This is a genomic window from Escherichia sp. E4736, from assembly GCF_005781225.1.
Taxonomy (GTDB): domain Bacteria; phylum Pseudomonadota; class Gammaproteobacteria; order Enterobacterales; family Enterobacteriaceae; genus Escherichia.
Genome location: NZ_VATT01000005.1, coordinates 1 through 20293, shown reverse-complemented (window position 1 = coordinate 20293; position 20293 = coordinate 1). Strand labels below are relative to the sequence as shown.

Genomic DNA, 20293 nt, shown 5'->3' with positions numbered 1-20293 from the left:
TGTGGCTGCGACTGTCCACCCTATCCATGATATCTCCCTGAAACTTCAGGGATTCTGAAACTGCTCAACCTCGAACCATTCACATAAGCCATAAGCTTTGCCATAGCTCATAAAACGCTCGCTAAACAGGTACAACACAGCCGTCGATGACGTCACCTGGCGTATATCGGCATACTCAGGAGCGATATCCATCGCGGCGAGCGCGGCTTCAATCTGCGCTTCCTGGTAGTAATATGGCGCTTGCGTCAGCATGGCGACCTTATAAGGCCGGGGATACGTCTGGCATTCGAAGCGAACGGCATGTGCAATGGCCCGACAGATGTCCTGCTCAACAACCTGCAAAGACATAGCGGCATAGTTTTCGCTCATGGTTTGCGTTGAGTAGTAATAATCATCTTTACTGCCCGTCATACAGGCGATATCTGCGAAGTCTGAACTCTGCCGTATGCTTTCCAGCAATGCAGAAAGATCCTCTTCAGCAACCGTATATGGCGGCGACAGGAACACGGCGCGTGCAACCAGTTGACCCGCCGTCGAATGCTGGCGGATAAACTCCGCCAGAATTTCAGCCGGTTCAGGCCCTGTAACCGCATCGTTCGCCGTGTCATCGGGCTGACGCATACTGTGCAACCAGTGACGCTTAGTCACGTCAATATCAGGCGCTTCCAGTTGTGTCATTTCCTCCTGCTGGCTCATTACGCCGGTTCCTTATGCTGGTAGCCGGTTGTGTGTCGCCAGATCGGCGGCAATATCTTCCAGCCCGAGTCGATGAAGCGTTTCTCGCGTTGGACAACCAAGCAGTGGGTCCCAGCCCATTTCCTTGTAGAACAGCGTGAGTGACTGGTGCATATCATCGCGGTCCATTTTGTCAGTACCTTCACTGAAGACCGGAATCTGCGGATCTTTATCAAATACCCAGGAACAGATCAGGTCATGCTCATTGCGCATATCTTTGGTTTGCATCAGTTTTACCGTGTAGGCACGATGTAACGTAAAGATACGCTCAGCAGCTAAATCTAATTTTTCCTGCGTCATATCTTCGCCAGTGATTGCTTTAAAGAATTTGGCTTCTAGCGCAAGGTCGCCACGATAATTGCGGCTTTTCAGTGGCGAAACGGTCATTGGCCAGACCCAGTTGCACAGGGTGACGGCGTTATGCAAACAAACCCGCAACAGCGACCATTTGGCATATTTAATTTTTGCGTCATTGATCGGCGTGTAGTTTTTGGTTTCATCGTAAGCATCTTCAGAGCCAAAAAGCTCTTTTGCCACTTCACGCTGCAGTTTCAACGGCAAACCGGAGCCGATAAAGTTGATGTGCGTATGCGTCATACAGTCACGGTTGAACATGCAGTTAACGATAGAGCCGACCTGTGCCGATGCTTCATTGGCATGGTGAACCGGATAACCAAACGGCGACCAGAGTTTATTTTTTGCGTAGCCCCAGTACTCTTCACCCAAATTCCAGCGTTCAGCAATGGCATACGAGCCATCAGCCAGGTGACTCAACTCACCCACACGGTGCGCCAGACGATAGTAAAAATCTTTAATGAAATTAACGTCGCCAGCTTCCAGTTGATCCCAACGAATTTCCGCATACTCTTCAGCAGGCAGAACGCGCTTAAACACGCCTTTGCTGTAACAATAGGTAAAGTCGCGATGCAACTGCCCGTAGTTACACCACAGCCCGTAGTCATCGAACAGATTCAGACCGACCAGATTACCAATCACCCGGCCATCATCTTTATCTTCAAAATCTTTCGGCCCGTTCGGGAAGATGGTGGTGTGGACAAAGTTAGCGACACAGGTGTTGCCACCTGTACTGGGTACACCAAACTCTTTAACCCGAGGAATGTTCATCTGGGTCATACAACGAATTGGACATGAGTGGCAGCCACTCATTTTGACGGTGTATTTCTCTGCTGCCGGACCTAAATCAAAGACAGATTTATAGGTGCGGAAACCGACCGTGTTTTGATTGCCAGGAGGGATTTCTCCTGTTTCAATCGGGCCGCCTTCCGCTGCGCCCCAAAACAGCCCTTTACGAGCTGTCCAGCGCGACTTGGGATCAGAGTACTCTGCCCACGATTGCGGCGTACTTGGCACGACATGATTGTTATTAGCGCCAATAAGTTCGGTCATCATATAGTCATTGAGCCGTTTCATCTCCTGGCGATCGGCAATGTTGACTCCTTTTGTCCCTTCAACCGCAATCGCTTTCAGGTTTTTGGAGCCCATTATTGCGCCAGTTCCCGCGCCGCCACTGTGGTTACGACTATTCAGCATGCCAGAGAGAGGCACAAGATTTTCACCCGCCTGACCAATAGCCGCTACACAGGTTTCAGGGCTGGTTAAACGGCAAATTTCTTCCGTGGTTGCACGCGTCCCTTTTCCCCACAAGAAATCGGCTTTCTCCAGGCTAACTTTGTCATCTTTTATATTTAGCCAGACCGGTGATTTCGCTTTACCCTCGATAATAATGACGTCGTATCCGGCGAATTTCATTTGTGCAGCAAAAAAACCGCCCATATGAGCGTCGACGACTAAATTTCCTTTGGTAAATGTGGAAAGTGATGTGATATTTACGCGAGAACTACAGGGTGCACCAGACCCTGTCAACGGCCCCGTAGCAAAAACTAATTTATTTGCTTCATCGAAAGGTTTGGTGCCTGGAGGTACTTCGTCATACATAATTTTGTAGCCAAAGCCCATACCACCGACAAAATCTTTAAACTTACTGGAATCTTCGAGGGTAATATTTCCTGTCGTAAGATTGACTCTTAATATATTACCAGTCCAACCGTTAGCCATGATTTTTTCCTTTGCAAGATTCACACAGTAATATCTTTCCACTCGATAATTTTTAACGCCCCTGTCGGGCAGGCGTTTGCGCATTCACCGCACAACACACATTTCGAGGATTTTTTAGTTTCAGTATTTACGGTGGCCATCATCCACGGACACGCAGTGGTACAGGCGCTACAACCAATGCAACGTTTATGATCGACGGTTATACATCCCTCTTCCTGCTGCCAGGTAATCGCGCCAATCGGGCAGACCTTCAGGCATTGAGGATCTTTACACTGGCGGCAGGTGTCGGCGGTATAATTCAGATCGCCGTATAAGCCGCCACCGGAACCTACGCCCTTGTCGCCAAAGAAATAATTACGATGGATTTTGATGCGGGAAAAAAAAGTACCAACGGCGCCATCGTTATAGTTGGTACAGGAGATTTCACAGCGGTGGCAGCCGGTGCAACGCGCACGCTGGGTAACTAACACTCCTTTGGGTGTGTTTATCAGCCCCACCGTGCCGCTATCGACATCTTCCTGTTTACAGCCCAAAAGTGACAATAACGCAGGGGCTATTGTTAAACCAGCAAGACCTTTTCCTGATATACGCAAGAACTCTAATCGCGTTAAGCCAATATCTAATAGTGGACGTTCAACCGGGTTCATTTATTTCGCATCCTCTTCGCAAACACAGTGCTGACAATTCAGTAGCCTTCTATTAAGCATTCAACTAATACGCTGCTGACTATGCCTCCAACACCAGATATTTTTGTCCTAACCCGATAGCGTATGAGACATGATTTAACGCAAGCAAACTAATCCTTTATGGTTAGGAGAAAAAATAATGTGATTATTCTTAGCCCTTAACATTGATCGTTATCAATTAAAAATGGAAAGCAGAAGATTAAAAGCGGAGTGATATTTGTTATCATTTGAAATGAATTTCATTTACTCTACAATAATTTGTGATATACATTCCAGAATATAGAAATAGTTAATTCGCTATAAAATTAAATACATATCGCAATTAATATAGTTGGCTTACATCAATTTATAAAAATAAACTTACATGTGACAATATAATAAAACAGAGGGGATAAGGCGTTACGCGCTATCCCCGAACAATTATTTCACCAGTGCATTAATGACTGTTTCCATCGCCTGCTTTTCTAATTCGCTGCGTTGGATACGTTTATTTGCTAATGCTGTACGCAGCACACCAGCGATGACGATATGTTTTGGCTCCTGGCCCAGGTCACGCATCTCCAACACCACTTTACCTACCACTCTGCACATTTCGCGGTACAGCTCATCATCTTTTGTCCGGTTGCCCATTATTAACACCCATTTATCATGCCAGTTATCAGCATATATCAATCTCATTACTTAAACAAAAAACAAACAAAATCAAACAAATAACTCGATAAATTATTATAATTGCATCTGTTGTGTAACGAAGGTATGCACTCTGTCTTTACTCCAGTCATCCTCCGCCTTCCAGCCATCGCCTTCCCGTTGCGCAAACAGCGATGATTTTGCGTAATCTGCTATCGAGGACGTTAAATCTTTGATAACAGTTTATTGTGTATATGCATGAATGTTTTTGAAACGGTGTTTTTGTTTTCCTTTTTGATTAAATTCAGCGTATAATCCGCGCCAATTGACTCTTGAATGGTTTCAGCACTTTGGACTGTAGAACTCAACGACTCAAAAACAGGCACTCACGTTGGGCTGAGACACAAGCACACATTCCTCTGCACGCTTTTTCGATGTCACCTATCCTTAGAGCGAGGCACCATCACTTTCGTAATACCGGATTCGCTTTCCGGCAGTGCGCCCAGAAAGCAAGTTTCTCCTATCCTTCTCAACTTAAAGACTAAGACTGTCATGAAAAAGACCAAAATTGTTTGCACCATCGGCCCAAAAACCGAATCTGAAGAGATGTTAGCTAAAATGCTGGACGCGGGCATGAACGTCATGCGTCTGAACTTCTCTCATGGTGACTATGCAGAACACGGTCAGCGCATTCAGAACCTGCGCAACGTGATGAGCAAAACCGGTAAAACTGCCGCTATCCTGCTCGATACCAAAGGTCCGGAAATCCGCACCATGAAACTGGAAGGCGGTAACGACGTTTCTCTGAAAGCAGGCCAGACCTTTACTTTCACCACTGACAAATCTGTTATCGGCAACAGCGAAATGGTTGCGGTAACTTATGAAGGTTTCACCACCGACCTGTCCGTCGGCAACACCGTACTGGTTGACGATGGTCTGATCGGTATGGAAGTTACCGCTATCGAAGGTAACAAAGTTATCTGTAAAGTACTGAACAACGGTGACCTGGGCGAGAACAAAGGTGTGAACCTGCCAGGCGTTTCCATCGCCCTGCCGGCGCTGGCAGAAAAAGACAAACAGGACCTGATCTTCGGTTGCGAACAAGGTGTAGACTTTGTTGCTGCTTCCTTTATCCGTAAACGTTCTGACGTTGTCGAAATCCGTGAGCACCTGAAAGCGCACGGCGGCGAAAACATCCAAATCATCTCCAAAATCGAAAACCAGGAAGGCCTCAATAACTTCGACGAAATCCTCGAAGCATCTGATGGCATCATGGTTGCACGTGGCGACCTGGGTGTAGAAATTCCGGTTGAAGAAGTTATCTTCGCCCAGAAGATGATGATCGAAAAATGTATCCGTGCACGTAAAGTCGTTATCACTGCGACCCAGATGCTGGATTCTATGATCAAAAACCCACGTCCGACTCGCGCAGAAGCTGGTGACGTAGCCAACGCCATCCTCGACGGCACCGACGCAGTAATGCTGTCTGGTGAATCCGCAAAAGGTAAATATCCGCTGGAAGCTGTTTCTATCATGGCGACCATCTGTGAACGTACCGACCGCGTGATGAACAGCCGTCTCGAGTTCAACAACGACAACCGTAAACTGCGTATCACCGAAGCGGTTTGCCGTGGCGCAGTTGAAACTGCTGAAAAACTGGATGCTCCGCTGATCGTCGTAGCGACCCAGGGCGGTAAATCTGCTCGTGCAGTACGTAAATACTTCCCGGATGCAACCATTCTGGCGCTGACCACCAACGAAAAAACGGCTCATCAGCTGGTACTGAGCAAAGGCGTTGTACCGCAACTGGTTAAAGAAATTACCTCTACTGATGATTTCTATCGTCTGGGTAAAGAACTGGCGCTGCAGAGCGGTCTGGCGCACAAAGGCGACGTCGTAGTCATGGTTTCTGGCGCGCTGGTACCGAGCGGCACGACTAACACCGCATCTGTTCACGTCCTGTAATATTGCTTTTGTGAATTAATTTGTATATCGAAGCGCCCTGATGGGCGCTTTTTTTATTTAATCGATAACCAGAAGCAATAAAAAATCAAATCGGATTTCACTATATAATCTCACTTTGTCTAAGATGAATCCGATGGAACCATCCTGTTTTCTCTCATTTTTTTTATCTAAAACCAAGCGTTCGATGTTTCTTTGAGCGAACGATCAAAAATAAGTGCCTTCCCATCAAAAAAATATTCTCAACATAAAAAACTTTGTGTAATACTTGTAACGCTACATGGAGATTAACTCAATCTAGAGGGTATTAATAATGAAAGCTACTAAACTGGTACTGGGCGCGGTAATCCTGGGTTCTACTCTGCTGGCAGGTTGCTCCAGCAACGCTAAAATCGATCAGCTGTCTTCTGACGTTCAGACTCTGAACGCTAAAGTTGACCAGCTGAGCAACGACGTGAACGCAATGCGTTCCGACGTTCAGGCTGCTAAAGATGACGCAGCTCGTGCTAACCAGCGTCTGGACAACATGGCTACTAAATACCGCAAGTAATAGTACCTGTGAAGTGAAAAATGGCGCACATTGTGCGCCATTTTTTTTGCCTGCTCATTACGCCTATTGCGTCGCGCGTAACATATTTCCTTGCTCTGGTTCACCATTCTGCGCTGACTCTACTGCAGACGCATTGCTGGCTACTGGAGTTGCTCCACTGCCTACCGCAACCGGATACCCTGCCCGACGATACAATGCTTTATCGACTAACTTCTGATCTACAGCCTTATTGTCTTTAAATTGCGTGAAGCCTGCAGGCAGTGCGTACGGCATTGTCTGAACGTTCTGCTGTTCTTCTGCCGATAGCGGTCGATGCACTTCAACATAACGCATCCCGTTCGGTTCTACAGAGTATTTTACCGGTTCGTTGATCACTCTTACCGGCGTTCCCGTTCTCACACTGGAGAACAGTGCTTTAATGTCCGGCGCGTTCATACGCATACAGCCTGAACTGACGCGCAAACCGACGCTGTCCGGCGCACTGGTGCCATGAATGAGGTATTCGCCGTTGCCGTGCGCCAGGCGCAGTGCGTAGCGTCCCAGAGGGTTATTCGGCCCGGCTGGAACAACTGGCGGTAATTTGATGCCTCGCTCCAGTGAACGCTGACGAATACCTGCCGTGGGCGTCCAGGTAGGATTGGGGATTTTCTGCCCTACCCGTGTTTCCATCACTGGCGTTTCCAGCCCCTGCAAGCCAATACCTATCGGGTAGACCTGCACGATATTTTCTCCCGGCGGATAATAATAAAGACGCAGTTCCGCAAGGTTCACAATTATCCCCTGGCGCGGTGCATCAGGTAATAACAGTTGCGAAGGAATGGTTATTGTCGTGCCTGGTTTTGGCACCGGAGCAATTGTGTTATTGGCTTCAAGGATCAACATTGCCGCAGTATCAAAACGACGGGCAATAGCCTGAAGGTTTTTATCCCCCTCTTGCACCGTATAGGTTTGATTTTGCCCAACCAGTCGGCTTCCGGTTGGTGGGAGCGGGTAATCTACCGCCCAGGCTGCCTGAATGGCGCTGAAAGCGCCGATAAGAGTCAGTGTTAGTAAAGACGCGCGTTTCATTGTAAACCTCCTGTATTTGCCGGTGGCTCACGCTGAAACGACGGATGGCGCTTATGTTTACCTGAAACCGAAACACTCCTGTGCAGGCCAGTGTAAACATCGACCACCCGGCAAAGTGAGCCTACCGGATGAAAGCTGTTCCTTTAGTTTAGCTAAGTGCAGCGGCTTTGGCGCGAATTGCGCGAATCATCGCTTCCAGACCTTGTGAACGAGATGGGGTGAGATGTTGGGTGAGCGCCATTTTTTCAAACCACGGACGCACATCGAAATTGACAATATCCTGCGGCGTCATTTGATCGTAGAGAATAAAAACGACCGCAATAAGCCCTTTCACAATGGCCGCATCGCTGTCGCCCTGCAATTCAATAATTCCCTGCGCATTCTGACGCATCACAATCCACACCTGACTCTGACAGCCCTGAATGCTATTTTGCGGACTTCTTTCTTCATCGCCTAATTCCGGCAGACGCTGTCCCAGTTCAATAATGTAGAGATATTTCTCTTCCCAGTTGGTACAGCGTAAAAAGTTACGCAGCAATTTTTCTTTATCCGGCAATACAGCCATAGAGCCTCCCTTTTACCCCAGTAGACGATGAATACGTTGCAATCCAGTTACCAGACGATCCACTTCTTCATGGGTGTTGTACATTGCCAGCGACGCCCGACACATCGCGGGGACGTTGTAATAGGCCATTAATGGCATTGCGCAGTGATGTCCGGTACGCACAGCAATACCGTAGTTATCAAGAAAACTGCCGACGTCATAGGCGTGGTGTTTACCGAGATTAAAGGCAATAACGCCAAGTCTGTCCGGCGGACCATAGAGCGTAAGATCCGGCACCGCTGCCAACTGCGACAATGCGTAATGCATCAGATTTTGTTCATACTCGGCAATGTTGTTAAGCCCCAGCGCCGAAACATACTCCAGCGCCGCGCCAAGGCCAATAATACCGCCCGTATTGGGCGTACCGGCTTCAAACCGCCACGGCGCTTTAGTCCAGGTAGTGCCTTCACTCAGGCTGACGGTGGCGATCATTGAACCGCCGCCTTCCCACGGCGGCATCTCCTGCAACAAGGCTTCTTTGACATAAAGCACGCCAATGCCGGTGGGACCATACAGTTTATGCCCGGAGAAAACGTAGAAATCGCAATCCAGTGCCTGAACATCCACCGGATGATGCATCACTGCCTGAGCGCCATCCACCAGCACTTTTGCGCCATGCTGGTGCGCAAGCGTGATCATCTCCGCCAGCGGATTTTCCGTCCCCAGCACGTTGGAGACATGGGTAATTGTCAGCAGGCGAGTTTTCTCGTCGAACAGATTGGGCAGTGTATCCAGTTGCAGTGTGCCGTCCGGGTTAAGCGGGATCACACGCAACTCTGCGCCAACACGCGCGCAAAGCATTTGCCAGGGAACAATATTGGCATGATGTTCCATTTGACTAATGATGATATTGTCGCCTGATCTCACATTGCTGTTGCCCCAGCTATTGGCGACCAGATTGATCCCTTCCGTCGTGCCGCGGACGAACACCAGCTCTTCCGCCGAACGGGCATTAATAAACAGCGACGCCCGCTTGCGCACGTTCTCCATTTTCTCGGTCGCCTGGGCGCTTAACGTATGAATACCGCGATGCACCGCGGCGTAGCCGTGACGATAAAACTCGGCCTCGGCGTCAATCACCTGGCTCGGTTTCTGCGCACTGGCGGCGCTGTCGAGATAAGCCAGTGGCAAACCGTTTACCTCACGAGAAAGCACCGGAAAGTCGGCCCGCACTTTGTCGACGGAAAAAGTCATCTTGCACCTCCCGGCAGTCGTTGACCGATTCGGGCCAGCACCTGCTGTTTAAGCCCTTCATCACGCAGTGCTTCCGTCAGTTCGGCGGCAAAGGCGTAAATGATCATCTGCTGGGCATCCTGTTGATTGATCCCGCGCGAACGCAGATAGAACATCTGTTCGTTATCAATACGCCCCACCGTCGCACCGTGGCTGCATTTCACATCATCAGCATAGATTTCCAGCTGTGGTTTGGTATCCACTTCCGCCAGTTTACCCATCAGCAGATTATTGTTGGTCATCTGGCCGTCAGTCTTGATGGCATGCTGCGCGACGTTGATCAAACCGTTAAACACCGCGCGACCTTTGTCGCTGACGATAGTTTTGTGCAACTGGCGGCTATTACAAAAACCTTTATTGTGTTCCAGCCAGGTGCGGGTATCACACACTTCGTTTTTCACCGGCATCGCCAGGCTATTGATGCGCAGCGTGCTGTTTTCGCCATTGAGTTGCGTACTGGTGTTGTGCCGTAACACAGCGCCACCCAGCAGGAAACTGTGGCTAAATGCGGTGGCATCGTCAGCCAGCAACAAATCGTTATGGGCAAAGTGGTGACTGACCGGGTTTTCAAACGCCAGCTTGATATGCTGCAAGTGGGCGTTCGCTGCGACGTTGATGGTGAACCGCGCGCCGGTGAAATGACGAGCATCATTAAGACTGACAAAATGTTCAATCACCGTTGCTTCGGCACCTTCCGCCAGATCCAGATGATGCCGGTAATGGACGGTGTTCACCTCTTCACCTGCCACGCCCTGGGTAATATGCATTAACAGCAATGGCTTTGCAGGCCGTTGACCGCGCTTCACGGCAATATGCGTAACGCTTTGCGCCAGACTTTCCGTCAAATGCAAAAAGACTTCTGCCTGAATGGCATCGGGCAATCCCTGACGGTTGTCGTTAACGCTTACATCATACCCGCTGCCTTCAGTTGCATCGCTAAGCGCTGGCATGTAACGTCCATCGACAAACACCAGCCGCACGGCGTCTAACGTTAACGCTAAGGCATCGCGTTGTTGCGAGGATATCTCACCCGCAATGCTGACGAACTGGCTATTGGTCAGCCCTTCCAGCGGCGTATATTTCCAGTGCTCATGTTTACGTGTCGGCAGGCCGGTACGCAGCAATTGTTGTAAATGCTGCTGTGCTTCTGGAGAACGTTTCGCCCCTTCAGCTTCAAACAAGTGATGCCACTGTTGCAGCGCGTTACTGCTGTTCGGTAAGCCAGCCATAACCCTGCTCCTCCAGTTGTTTGACCAACGTGAAATCACCGGATTTCACAATTCGCCCCTGATACAGAACATGGACGTAATCAGGCTTGATGTAGTCAAGAATGCGTTGGTAGTGCGTAACAATGATGAATGAACGCTTGCCGTCACGCAGCGAGTTCACGCCATCGGCGACCACTTTTAATGCGTCAATATCCAGCCCGGAGTCTGACTCATCAAGAATGCATAACTCCGGTTCCAGCACCGCCATTTGCAAAATATCGTTGCGCTTTTTCTCACCACCAGAAAAACCAACGTTTACCGAACGGGTTAGTAAATCTTCCGGCATCTTCAGAAGAGCAATTTTTTCTTCCATCAAATCCTGAAAATCAAAGCGGTCGAGCGTTTCCTGGCCGCGATAGCTGCGCACCGCATTAAGTGCCGTTTGCAGGAAAAACTGGTTACTGACGCCGGGAATTTCCACCGGATACTGGAAGGCCATAAAAATGCCTTCGCCTGCACGATCTTCCGGCGACAGCGCAAGTAAATCTTTGCCTTTAAACTCAACCGTGCCGCCCGTCACTTCATAATCTTCGCGCCCGGCAAGCGTTGCCGATAAGGTACTTTTGCCAGAACCGTTTGGCCCCATAATGGCGTGAACTTCGCCGGGACGAACGTCGAGGCTTAATCCACGCAGGATAGTTTTATCTTCCACGCTGACGTGTAAATCTTTAATACTTAACATGTTTATTCCTTATCCGACGCTGTGTTCAAGGCTGATGGCGAGGAGTTTTTGTGCTTCAACGGCAAATTCCAGCGGCAGTTCTGAGAACACGTCTTTGCAGAAACCGTTAACAATCATCGAGATGGCGTCTTCTTCGCTGATCCCGCGTTGCAGGCAGTAAAACAGTTGATCTTCACCAATACGTGATGTCGTTGCCTCGTGCTCCAGTTGTGCGCTGTTATTGCGACATTCGACATACGGGAAGGTATGCGCCCCACAATTAGCGCCAATCAGCATTGAGTCGCACTGAGTGAAATTGCGCGCATTGGTTGCCGTCGGCATAATTTTCACTAAGCCGCGATAACTGTTCTGACTATGTCCGGCAGAGATCCCTTTCGAGATAATGGTTGATTTGGTGTTTTTACCGATGTGGATCATCTTCGTGCCGGTATCCGCTTGCTGATGACCGCTGGTCAGTGCCACTGAGTAAAACTCACCAATGGAGTTATCGCCGCGCAGAATGCAGCTGGGATATTTCCACGTAATGGCTGAACCGGTTTCTGATTGCGTCCATGACATTTTGCTGTTTTCGCCTTCGCACAAAGCACGCTTGGTGACGAAATTGAGAATACCGCCGGTGTTGTTATCGCCAGGGAACCAGTTTTGTACCGTGGAATATTTCACCTCGGCGTTCTTATGGATGATGACTTCCACCACCGCAGCGTGTAGCTGATAGCTGTCACGCACCGGAGCGGAACAGCCTTCAATGTAGCTGACGTAGCTGTCTTCATCGGCCACCAGAATGGTGCGCTCAAACTGCCCGGTTTTTTCCGCGTTAATGCGGAAATAGGTGGAGAGTTCCATCGGGCAGCGCACGCCTTTAGGCACATAAATAAACGTACCGTCAGAGGCCACTGCCGCATTAAGCGCGGCAAAGAAGTTGTCATTCCCCGGCACCACGGTGCCGAGATATTTACGCACCAGTTCCGGGTGATCGTGAATCGCCTCGCCAAAGGAACAGAAGATAATTCCCTGCTCCGCCAGCTTTTCGCGATAAGTGGTGGCAACCGAAACAGAGTCGAAAATGGCATCCACCGCCACCTCTTTGCCTTCCCGCACGGGAACGCCCAACTGCTCAAACGCCGCCTCCACCTCTTTACTTAAAAAGGCGTTCGCGCCAGTTTGCTGCACCGCGCCGGGTTCAGACGCACAGGTATCGTCACAATTACCGCACGACGGTGCCGAATAATAGCTGTAATCCTGATAATTCAGCTTGTCGTAGTGCGCTTTCAGCCAGTGTGGTTCTTCCATCTCCAGCCATGCGCGATAGGCGTTAAGACGAAACTCCAGCATCCACTCCGGCTCATTACGCTTCGCCGAAATTGCGCGCACCACCTCTTCGTTTATCCCCTTTGCCAGCTCATCGGTGTCTAACTGGGTGAAGAATCCTTCTTTATAATTCAGCGGGCCGCCGGTCCATGTTTTGACATCGTCAGTTGCTTCAGTATTACGAGACATAGTACCGCCTATACCCCAAAGCTTTCGCCACAGCCACATTCATTCTGGGCTTTCGGGTTGTGAAATTTGAATATCTGATTGAGTCCTTCGCGAACGAAATCGACTTCCGTGCCATCAATAAACGGCATCGCTTGCAGCGGGACGAACAGCTTCGCGCCGTCGAGTTCAAACTGCAGATCATCTCTCTCTGGCTCGCTGACGCTGTCGAGCACATAGCCAAAGCCCGCGCAGCCTGTTTGTTTGACGCCTAAACGCACGCCAACCATGCCCGACTGCTTCGCGACTAACTCACGTATATGCGCCGCGGCTGCGGGTGTTAACGTTAAGCCTTGCCAGGCGAAATCCTGTGGATTAAACGTTCCTGAATGCATGTCCATCGATTTACCTCACTTCATCGCTTTCAGCGGATAACAGCATGTTAGTGATAATGATTATCAGTTCAACCCAGCAAACGCAGGGGCTTTAGCGTAAAACATGCTTTTTGCCTGTATTTAATAAGCATAGACCCTGATGAGAGGGTTAACAGGCATGCTAAGAATTAGGTATCTCATTGTTAGATAATGATTATTATCGAGTGGGTGTTAAGGCTGTGATGGAAAAGAAAAAGTTGTATCGAAAATGACTATTTAAGAGATAGGTAAAAAAGTGGCGAGTTCTGAAATAAGAAAACCCTTAAGTCTGTGCATCACAGGCTTAAGGGTTTCTACCCCATCCGGCGCTTATCTCCGGCACTCAAAGTGGCTTAGCTCTTGAAGGGGCGATAAGAATAATCTCATAAGACTGCATCGCCGTTTTAACACAAACTGCGATTTGTATTATTTTTGAGCAAAATCAGGCGGGTAACAACAGGAGGACGGTCAGAAAACAATCGCCAGACCTGGACAGATGTTAATCCAGGTCGATGGGCGTTCAGACTATGTTCAGTAGAGATTAATGCACGCCCAGACGCCAGGCGAAGTAGATTTCTTCTTTCAGCTCCGTAGAAGAGAGGGTAAGCAGGTCAGCAAATTCAAGTTCGAGTTGTTTCAGACGCTTGAGATATTGAGCGGGTGAAAGATTGCTTTGGTCACGGCGTAAAAATTCGATGGCCAGCTGGGTGGGATTAAGTTGAGTAGACATAGCATCCTCGCTTTAGACAAGACCTGCACAGTATACCACCGTTTACTGTGCAGATAATAACCAAAAGCAATATGCATCACACTTTTCTGGTGACAACGTCACAAAATGGCGGTCGTCAATCGTGATGAACAACACAAACGCCCTTTCTCATCGAAGATTTCGATCTGCCAGACCTGATGCCGTGAACCGAGATGCAGCGGTTTACAAACGCCGCGTACCCGCCCTTCTCGTGCTGAGCGAACATGGTTAGCATTGACTTCCAGGCCAACCACTTTTTGCTCGCCTTCGGTACATAAATAACCGGCAACGGAGCCGATACTCTCGGCCAATACTACGGACGCCCCGCCATGTAGCAGCCCAAAAGGCTGCTTTGTCCGCGAGTCTACCGGCATTGTTGCTTCCAGCGTTTCATCACCAATATGTTCAAAACGAATATCCAGCAGCCCCACCATGTTTCCTTCACCCATGGCATTCAGTGCTTCAAGGGTGATTTTACGTTTCCATATCATTTAATAATCTCCAGTAATGCCTGCACGGGATGGCGTACCCCCGTCCCTTCAACCCGTTTAACCTGGCTGCGGCAAGAATACCCGGTCGCCAGACAGCGATTACGCGGCAGACGCTGCATTGCCTGATGCCAGGATAACTCATAGATCCCGAGCGAGTGTTTATGGTTTTTCGCCTCATGTCCGTAAGTTCCTGCCATGCCGCAGCAACCCACGCTGACATTTTCCAGTTTCGCGCCAAAACGGGCAAATATCGCGGCCCATTGTGCTGGCGCGCCCGGCAGAGCAGTGACCTCAGTACAGTGACCAAAGAAATACCATGATTCACCGCTGACTGCTGTCACTGGCTGTGACTGAAGCGCGCTTGCCAGCCATTCATTCGCCAGTAAGACGTTAAACTCGCCACGCGCCTCGCCCAGAACCAGTTTATATTCATCGCGATAACAGAGCACCAGAGCCGGATCGACACCCACCATTGGCATCCCCAGTTTCGCCATGCGGTTAAGGAAATCCGCCGTCTTTTTCGCCGTCTTCGCAAACCGATTAAGAAAGCCTTTGATATGCTGCGCTTTACCATTCGGTGAGAATGGCAACAGCACCGGCTGGAAACCTAATTTTTCGACCAGACGAACAAAATCCGCCACCACGTGCGCATCGTAATAACTGGTGAAAGGATCCTGCACTACCAGAACCGTGCGTGCTTTCTGCTCTGAACTGAGCGCTTCAAGCTGTTCCAGCGTCATGTTTGCCGAGCGATGCCCCACCATTTGTTGTTGCAGCGACGGCACTGAAAGCAGCGGCAAATCGACCATACCGATGTGTTTTTCCGAGAGTTTTCGCACCAGCGGCTGGTTAATGAAGAAGTTAAAAGTCTTTGGCGCACGCGCCATCAGCGGTGCGTAACTTTCGACCGTTGCCACCAGATGATCGCGCAATGGGCGTAGATAACGCGTGTGATAGAGTTGCAAGAAACGAGAGCGAAACTCCGGTACGTCAATTTTGATCGGACACTGAGTCGAACACGCTTTACAGGCCAGGCAGCCCGACATAGCCTCTTTGACTTCGTGCGAGAAGTCATATTCGCCTTTATTTGCATGCCAGCTATTGCGCATACGGGCAATTAACGTGCGCAAGCTGACGCCAGACTCTGGTAGCTCTTGCTCCAGTTTTAGAGGATCAACGCCGCGATCCGCCAGCAAACGTAACCATTCACGCACCAGCGTTGCACGCCCTTTCGGTGAATGAATCCGGTTCTGAGTAATCTTCATTGACGGACACATCGGGCTGCGGGCATCAAAGTTGAAGCACAAACCGTTGCCATTACATTCCATAGCGCCGCGCCACTGCTGGCGTACCGCGATGGGGATTTGTCGGTCATACGTGCCACGCTTTACCGCGTCCACTTTCATCATTGGCGCGTCAATACTTTCTGGCGGGCAGATTTTCCCAGGGTTTAGTCGGTTATGCGGATCAAACGCCGCTTTAACCTTGCGTAGCTCTGCGAAAAGCTCTTCACCGAAAAACGCCGGACTGTATTCGGCACGAAAACCTTTACCGTGCTCGCCCCACAACAAGCCACCGTATTTTGCAGTCAGCGCCACTACGTCATCAGAGATTTGCTTCATCAACATCTCTTGTTGCGGATCGCACATATCCAGTGCCGGACGGACGTGCAAAACACCAGCGTCGACGTGGCCAAACATGCCATAACTTAAACCGTGGCTGTCGAGCAGTGCGCGAAATTCAGCAATATAATCTGCCAGATGTTCCGGCGGCACGCAGGTATCTTCGGCAAATGGAATCGGTTTGGCTGCACCTTTGGCATTGCCGAGCAGGCCGACGGCTTTTTTGCGCATTGCATAAATACGTTCAACACCTGCCAGCTCACTGCACACCTGCCAGCCGATCACCCCTGCCTGCTGGCTGGCAATCAGTTCATCTAGCCGCGCACAGAGTGAATTTACCCGCTCGTCAATCAGCGCCTCATCATCTCCGGCAAATTCAACAATGTTCAGCCCGAGCATCTCTTTGTCTGGCACATTGGTAATCAGTTCGCTGACGGAATGCCAGACAATATCTTCCCGCGCCAGATTCAGCACTTTTGAGTCCACCGTCTCTACCGAAAGCGCACGCGCCTCAACCATAAACGGCGCATTACGCAGCGCGGAGTCAAAAGAGTCATATTTGACGTTCACCAGACGGCGCACTTTAGGCAAGCGCGTAATATCCAGCCGCGCTTCGGTAATAAAGGCCAGCGTCCCTTCTGATCCGGTCAGAATGCGCGTCAGGTCGAACTCGGTCATCTCATCGTTAAAGACATGACGCAGATCGTAACCGGTAAGAAAACGGTTAAGTTTGGGAAATTTGTCGATGATTAACTGGCGTTGCTGACGGCAACGTTGATAGACAGTGTTGTAGATCCGCCCAATCGTGGTATTGGTTTTACCCAGCGTTTCAGCAAGTTCGACGGGTAAAGGTTGCGTATCGAGAATATCGCCCCCCAACAACACCGCCCGCACGCCCAACACGTGATCTGACGTTTTGCCATAGACCAGCGATCCCTGACCTGATGCATCGGTATTGATCATCCCGCCGAGCGTTGCCCGGTTGCTGGTCGAAAGTTCTGGTGCAAAAAAGTAGCCGAACGGTTTCAGGTACTGATTGAGTTGGTCTTTTATCACCCCGGCCTCAACGCGCACCCAGCCCTCTTCAGGGTTAATTTCGATGATGCGGTTCATATGGCGGGACATATCAACAATAATCCCCTGGTTGAGCGCCTGACCGTTAGTGCCGGTGCCGCCGCCGCGGGGGGTAAAGATCAGCGATGTATAGCGTTCCTGCGCGGCCAGACGAGCAATTAACGCCACATCTGCGGTTGAACGCGGAAATACCACCGCATCGGGGAGAAGTTGATAAATACTGTTGTCAGTCGACATTGTCAGACGATCGGCATAACTTGTCGCCGTATCGCCGGTAAAACCCTGTTGCTCCAGCTCTTGCAAAAAATTAAGCACCAGTTGAACGACGCCGGGTGCCTGGGAAATCTGTGGAATCATTATATTGACCCTTTCCTGCGGTCTGTGATGTAGGTCGATACACTGTTCTTTCAGGCTGCTGCAATAGCGCACTGAAAGGTGATGTTTGTTTACTCTATGGATTTCGAGTTGCAGGAAGGCGGCAAGCGAGTGAACTCCAGGAGCTTACAAAAGTAAGTGACTGGGGTGAACGAACGTAGCCGCAGCATATGCAACTTGAAATACGACGAGTAAATCGTTTGCGTGTTGCCTGAGTTGTTGTACCACATTTTTTTCTAACACGCCCATCAGAATTAAGGGCAGAATCGGCCTGTTAAAAACCGCTGAAATTGCTCATCATTATGCAGGTGAGTTTCGCGTGTTCACGTCGCGTCGACGATTTGACGCACAAAAAAGGTGAAAAGTAGTTATGGTAAATGTTCGTCAGCCCAGGGATGTCGCACAAATTCTGCTTTCGGTGCTGTTTTTAGCCATCATGATTGTGGCATGTCTGTGGATCGTTCAACCCTTTATTCTCGGCTTCGCATGGGCCGGTACGGTGGTTATCGCCACCTGGCCGGTATTGTTACGTTTGCAAAAGATCATGTTTGGCCGCCGCTCTCTCGCCGTTCTGGTAATGACGTTGCTCCTGGTGATGGTGTTTATCATCCCTATCGCCTTACTGGTTAACAGTATCGTCGACGGCAGTGGCCCGTTAATTAAGGCCATCTCCAGTGGCGATATGACATTACCGGATTTAGCGTGGCTTAATACCATTCCGGTGATTGGCGCGAAGCTGTACGCAGGCTGGCACAATTTGCTGGATATGGGCGGCACGGCAATTATGGCGAAAGTCCGTCCTTATATTGGCACCACTACCACCTGGTTCGTCGGGCAAGCCGCGCATATCGGGCGCTTTATGGTGCATTGTGCCTTGATGCTGCTCTTCAGTGCCCTGTTGTACTGGCGCGGTGAACAGGTGGCGCAAGGCATCCGCCATTTTGCGACCCGTCTGGCTGGTGCTCGCGGTGATGCTGCTGTACTGCTGGCGGCACAAGCTATCCGCGCAGTGGCGCTGGGCGTTGTGGTGACTGCGTTAGTGCAGGCAGTGCTTGGCGGTATCGGTCTGGCCGTTTCTGGTGTGCCTTACGCAACGCTGCTAACGGTATTAATGATCCTCTCCTGCCTTGTTCAGCTAGGCCCGCTGCCAGTGTTGATTCCGGCGATTATCTGGCTCTACTGGACCGGCGATACCACCTGGGGAACGGTATTGTTAGTGTGGAGTGGTGTGGTTGGCACTCTGGATAACGTCATCCGCCCAATGCTAATTCGCATGGGCGCAGATTTACCGCTGATTCTGATCCTCTCCGGGGTTATTGGTGGTTTGATTGCTTTCGGTATGATCGGTCTGTTTATTGGTCCGGTACTACTGGCTGTTTCCTGGCGTCTGTTTGCCGCGTGGGTTGAAGAAGTTCCGCCGCCGACTGACCAGCCGGAGGAAATTCTCGAAGAGCTGGGCGAAATCGAGAAATCGAATAAGTAAATCACTTATCAGGCGGCTTTGCCGCCTGATTGTTAATCACTGCTAATTGATATTTCATTCCACCAGTCCGTATTTTCCTGCTTACCGCCATTCAGCTGGTAGTTCCTGTCGCAAATCCTTTACAGTTTTTAAACTAATGAGACGAATCTGATCGACGCAAAAAGTCCGTATGCCTACTATTAGCACACGGTTATAAATCAACATATTGATTTATAAGCATGGAAATCCCCTGAGTGAAACAACGAATTGCTGTGTGTAGTCTTTGCCCATCTCCCACGATGGGCTTTTTTTTAACATTTTTTGCTTCATTACCCCGCCTCTCGTTCTTTCCAATAATGTTGCACAAGATACTGTGACTCTCTTCAAGCCGTAAGCAGGCTGATAATGTTATTTATATTTTATTCTTTTTTTCATGCAGCCATTACACGATGAACGCTTATGAACTCCAGGCACTACGCCATATTTTTGCTATGACCATTGATGAATGCGCGACCTGGATTGCCCTGACGGGCGACAGTGAAAGCTGGCAACAATGGGAGAAAGGCAAAAAGGATATTCCTGACGAGATAGTTGAAAAACTTCTGGCAATGCGCCAGCAAAGAAAAAGGCATCTTCACGCCATCATAGAAAAAATAAACAACCGCATCGGCAACAACACCATGCGTTTTTTCCCCAATTTAATCGCATTTCAACATATCTACCCTGAAGGTAATTTTATTGACTGGAAGATTTACCAGTCTGTCGCAGCTGAATTATATGCGCACGATCTGGAACGCCTGTGTTGATATTTTAACGGGATACAACGGACGTCATGACAAAAATAATAAACGGATGCTGACATAACAACAGCAACTTTTTAAGCAATATTGCTAAGTAGATCTTATGAAAAATCCCTACCTCCCTACCGCGCTTGGGTTGTATCTCAATTACCTGGTGCATGGTATGGGTGTCATTTTGATGACTTTAAATATGGCCTCGCTGGAGACGCTCTGGCAGACTGATGTAGCCCCCAGAAACACCGGACAGTAGCTGTATCTCCAGATAAGAGATAGGCTTGAATATATGTCTAACACTAACGCCAATTTTGAGATGACCGGGATCCTGTTAGGGCAAGAAGTCC

19 protein-coding genes, 1 other RNA gene and 1 pseudogene are annotated in these 20293 nt (G+C 49.6%); 7 read left to right on the top strand and 14 right to left on the bottom strand.

Annotated elements, in window-relative coordinates:
• Positions 1-45: 45 nt before the first annotated feature.
• From FEK46_RS03380 to fumD, 4 genes are all read right to left on the bottom strand, one after another.
• Positions 46-696, bottom strand: a complete 651-nt coding sequence (locus FEK46_RS03380) for a YdhW family putative oxidoreductase system protein (protein WP_131161190.1) — start codon at positions 694-696, stop codon at positions 46-48.
• A 12-nt stretch (positions 697-708) separates the two neighbouring features.
• A complete protein-coding gene (locus FEK46_RS03375; protein ID WP_135559536.1) occupies positions 709-2811 on the bottom strand; it encodes an aldehyde ferredoxin oxidoreductase in 2103 nt (700 codons plus the stop codon).
• 20 nt (positions 2812-2831) lie between these two features.
• The gene (locus tag FEK46_RS03370) at positions 2832-3458 is read right to left on the bottom strand and encodes a ferredoxin-like protein (protein ID WP_130208224.1); all 627 of its coding nucleotides are present in this window, start codon (positions 3456-3458) and stop codon (positions 2832-2834) included.
• A 459-nt stretch (positions 3459-3917) separates the two neighbouring features.
• The gene (gene fumD / locus FEK46_RS03365; RefSeq protein ID WP_000528337.1) at positions 3918-4127 is read right to left on the bottom strand and encodes a fumarate hydratase FumD; all 210 of its coding nucleotides are present in this window, start codon (positions 4125-4127) and stop codon (positions 3918-3920) included.
• A gap of 350 nt (positions 4128-4477) precedes the next feature.
• Here fumD and FEK46_RS23905 point away from each other — a divergent pair, with 350 nt between their 5' ends.
• From FEK46_RS23905 to lpp, 3 genes are all read left to right on the top strand, one after another.
• Complete coding sequence (locus tag FEK46_RS23905) at positions 4478-4672, top strand: hypothetical protein (RefSeq protein ID WP_242664678.1); 195 nt, start codon at positions 4478-4480, stop codon at positions 4670-4672.
• Between the two features lie 7 nt (positions 4673-4679).
• On the top strand, positions 4680-6092 hold the full coding sequence (pykF, locus tag FEK46_RS03360) for a pyruvate kinase PykF (protein WP_064530058.1): 1413 nt from the start codon (positions 4680-4682) through the stop codon (positions 6090-6092).
• Between the two features lie 310 nt (positions 6093-6402).
• Complete coding sequence (lpp, locus tag FEK46_RS03355) at positions 6403-6639, top strand: murein lipoprotein Lpp (RefSeq protein WP_000648420.1); 237 nt, start codon at positions 6403-6405, stop codon at positions 6637-6639.
• A 63-nt stretch (positions 6640-6702) separates the two neighbouring features.
• Here the strand turns inward: lpp and ldtE are convergent, their stop codons facing one another.
• The 10 genes from ldtE to FEK46_RS03305 all read right to left on the bottom strand — a co-directional run bounded on the left by ldtE (position 6703) and on the right by FEK46_RS03305 (position 17672).
• Complete coding sequence (ldtE, locus tag FEK46_RS03350) at positions 6703-7707, bottom strand: L,D-transpeptidase LdtE (RefSeq protein WP_135409990.1); 1005 nt, start codon at positions 7705-7707, stop codon at positions 6703-6705.
• A gap of 148 nt (positions 7708-7855) precedes the next feature.
• Positions 7856-8272 carry a cysteine desulfuration protein SufE gene (gene sufE / locus FEK46_RS03345; RefSeq protein ID WP_130208228.1) on the bottom strand — a complete coding sequence of 139 codons (417 nt, stop codon included), beginning with the start codon at positions 8270-8272 and terminating at the stop codon, positions 7856-7858.
• A gap of 12 nt (positions 8273-8284) precedes the next feature.
• On the bottom strand, positions 8285-9505 hold the full coding sequence (sufS, locus tag FEK46_RS03340) for a cysteine desulfurase SufS (RefSeq protein ID WP_135493934.1): 1221 nt from the start codon (positions 9503-9505) through the stop codon (positions 8285-8287).
• Entirely contained in the window at positions 9502-10773 is a 1272-nt protein-coding gene (sufD, locus tag FEK46_RS03335) for a Fe-S cluster assembly protein SufD (protein ID WP_135559535.1), read from the bottom strand. Before sufD ends, sufS begins: the two co-directional genes overlap by 4 nt.
• Positions 10748-11494: a Fe-S cluster assembly ATPase SufC gene (sufC, locus tag FEK46_RS03330; protein WP_000948890.1), complete on the bottom strand. Its 747-nt coding sequence runs from the start codon at positions 11492-11494 to the stop codon at positions 10748-10750. The genes sufD and sufC overlap by 26 nt, the downstream gene beginning before the upstream one ends.
• Before the next feature lie 9 nt (positions 11495-11503).
• Positions 11504-12991, bottom strand: a complete 1488-nt coding sequence (sufB, locus tag FEK46_RS03325; RefSeq protein ID WP_135559534.1) for a Fe-S cluster assembly protein SufB — start codon at positions 12989-12991, stop codon at positions 11504-11506.
• Between the two features lie 8 nt (positions 12992-12999).
• A complete protein-coding gene (sufA, locus tag FEK46_RS03320; protein WP_131161186.1) occupies positions 13000-13368 on the bottom strand; it encodes a Fe-S cluster assembly scaffold SufA in 369 nt (122 codons plus the stop codon).
• Positions 13369-13921: 553 nt separating this feature from the next.
• On the bottom strand, positions 13922-14110 hold the full coding sequence (locus FEK46_RS03315; RefSeq protein WP_088376204.1) for a YdiH family protein: 189 nt from the start codon (positions 14108-14110) through the stop codon (positions 13922-13924).
• A gap of 98 nt (positions 14111-14208) precedes the next feature.
• Complete coding sequence (gene menI / locus FEK46_RS03310; protein WP_130208236.1) at positions 14209-14619, bottom strand: 1,4-dihydroxy-2-naphthoyl-CoA hydrolase; 411 nt, start codon at positions 14617-14619, stop codon at positions 14209-14211.
• Positions 14616-17672, bottom strand: coding sequence for an FAD-binding and (Fe-S)-binding domain-containing protein (locus FEK46_RS03305; RefSeq protein WP_135559533.1), 3057 nt, complete (start codon positions 17670-17672; stop codon positions 14616-14618). The genes menI and FEK46_RS03305 overlap by 4 nt, the downstream gene beginning before the upstream one ends.
• Before the next feature lie 388 nt (positions 17673-18060).
• Between FEK46_RS03305 and ydiK the strand changes: the two genes are divergently transcribed.
• The 4 genes and pseudogenes from ydiK to FEK46_RS03285 form a co-directional block, all read left to right on the top strand.
• Positions 18061-19173, top strand: coding sequence for an AI-2E family transporter YdiK (gene ydiK, locus FEK46_RS03300; protein ID WP_032171354.1), 1113 nt, complete (start codon positions 18061-18063; stop codon positions 19171-19173).
• 186 nt (positions 19174-19359) lie between these two features.
• Positions 19360-19467: antisense sRNA RprA (rprA, locus tag FEK46_RS03295), an RNA gene on the top strand.
• A 134-nt stretch (positions 19468-19601) separates the two neighbouring features.
• Positions 19602-19958 (top strand): YdiL family protein, encoded by a 357-nt coding sequence (locus tag FEK46_RS03290; RefSeq protein WP_135559532.1) that lies wholly within the window; start codon positions 19602-19604, stop codon positions 19956-19958.
• 97 nt (positions 19959-20055) lie between these two features.
• A pseudogene (locus FEK46_RS03285) lies at positions 20056-20181 on the top strand (MFS transporter); the annotation flags it as partial.
• Positions 20182-20293 lie beyond the last annotated feature (112 nt).

Bases quoted from the DNA above. Each gene is read 5' to 3' on its own strand.
- sufA (WP_131161186.1), bottom strand. From the start codon at position 13,368: ATGGACATGCATTCAGGAACGTTTAATCCACAGGATTTCGCCTGGCAA.
- sufD (WP_135559535.1), bottom strand. From the start codon at position 10,773: ATGGCTGGCTTACCGAACAGCAGTAACGCGCTGCAACAGTGGCATCAC.
- FEK46_RS03305 (WP_135559533.1), bottom strand. From the start codon at position 17,672: ATGATTCCACAGATTTCCCAGGCACCCGGCGTCGTTCAACTGGTGCTT.
- FEK46_RS03370 (WP_130208224.1), bottom strand. From the start codon at position 3,458: ATGAACCCGGTTGAACGTCCACTATTAGATATTGGCTTAACGCGATTA.
- ldtE (WP_135409990.1), bottom strand. From the start codon at position 7,707: ATGAAACGCGCGTCTTTACTAACACTGACTCTTATCGGCGCTTTCAGC.
- sufB (WP_135559534.1), bottom strand. From the start codon at position 12,991: ATGTCTCGTAATACTGAAGCAACTGACGATGTCAAAACATGGACCGGC.
- pykF (WP_064530058.1), top strand. From the start codon at position 4,680: ATGAAAAAGACCAAAATTGTTTGCACCATCGGCCCAAAAACCGAATCT.
- fumD (WP_000528337.1), bottom strand. From the start codon at position 4,127: ATGGGCAACCGGACAAAAGATGATGAGCTGTACCGCGAAATGTGCAGA.
- sufS (WP_135493934.1), bottom strand. From the start codon at position 9,505: ATGACTTTTTCCGTCGACAAAGTGCGGGCCGACTTTCCGGTGCTTTCT.
- lpp (WP_000648420.1), top strand. From the start codon at position 6,403: ATGAAAGCTACTAAACTGGTACTGGGCGCGGTAATCCTGGGTTCTACT.
- menI (WP_130208236.1), bottom strand. From the start codon at position 14,619: ATGATATGGAAACGTAAAATCACCCTTGAAGCACTGAATGCCATGGGT.
- FEK46_RS03380 (WP_131161190.1), bottom strand. From the start codon at position 696: ATGAGCCAGCAGGAGGAAATGACACAACTGGAAGCGCCTGATATTGAC.
- sufE (WP_130208228.1), bottom strand. From the start codon at position 8,272: ATGGCTGTATTGCCGGATAAAGAAAAATTGCTGCGTAACTTTTTACGC.
- FEK46_RS03315 (WP_088376204.1), bottom strand. From the start codon at position 14,110: ATGTCTACTCAACTTAATCCCACCCAGCTGGCCATCGAATTTTTACGC.
- sufC (WP_000948890.1), bottom strand. From the start codon at position 11,494: ATGTTAAGTATTAAAGATTTACACGTCAGCGTGGAAGATAAAACTATC.
- FEK46_RS03290 (WP_135559532.1), top strand. From the start codon at position 19,602: ATGAACGCTTATGAACTCCAGGCACTACGCCATATTTTTGCTATGACC.
- ydiK (WP_032171354.1), top strand. From the start codon at position 18,061: ATGGTAAATGTTCGTCAGCCCAGGGATGTCGCACAAATTCTGCTTTCG.
- FEK46_RS03375 (WP_135559536.1), bottom strand. From the start codon at position 2,811: ATGGCTAACGGTTGGACTGGTAATATATTAAGAGTCAATCTTACGACA.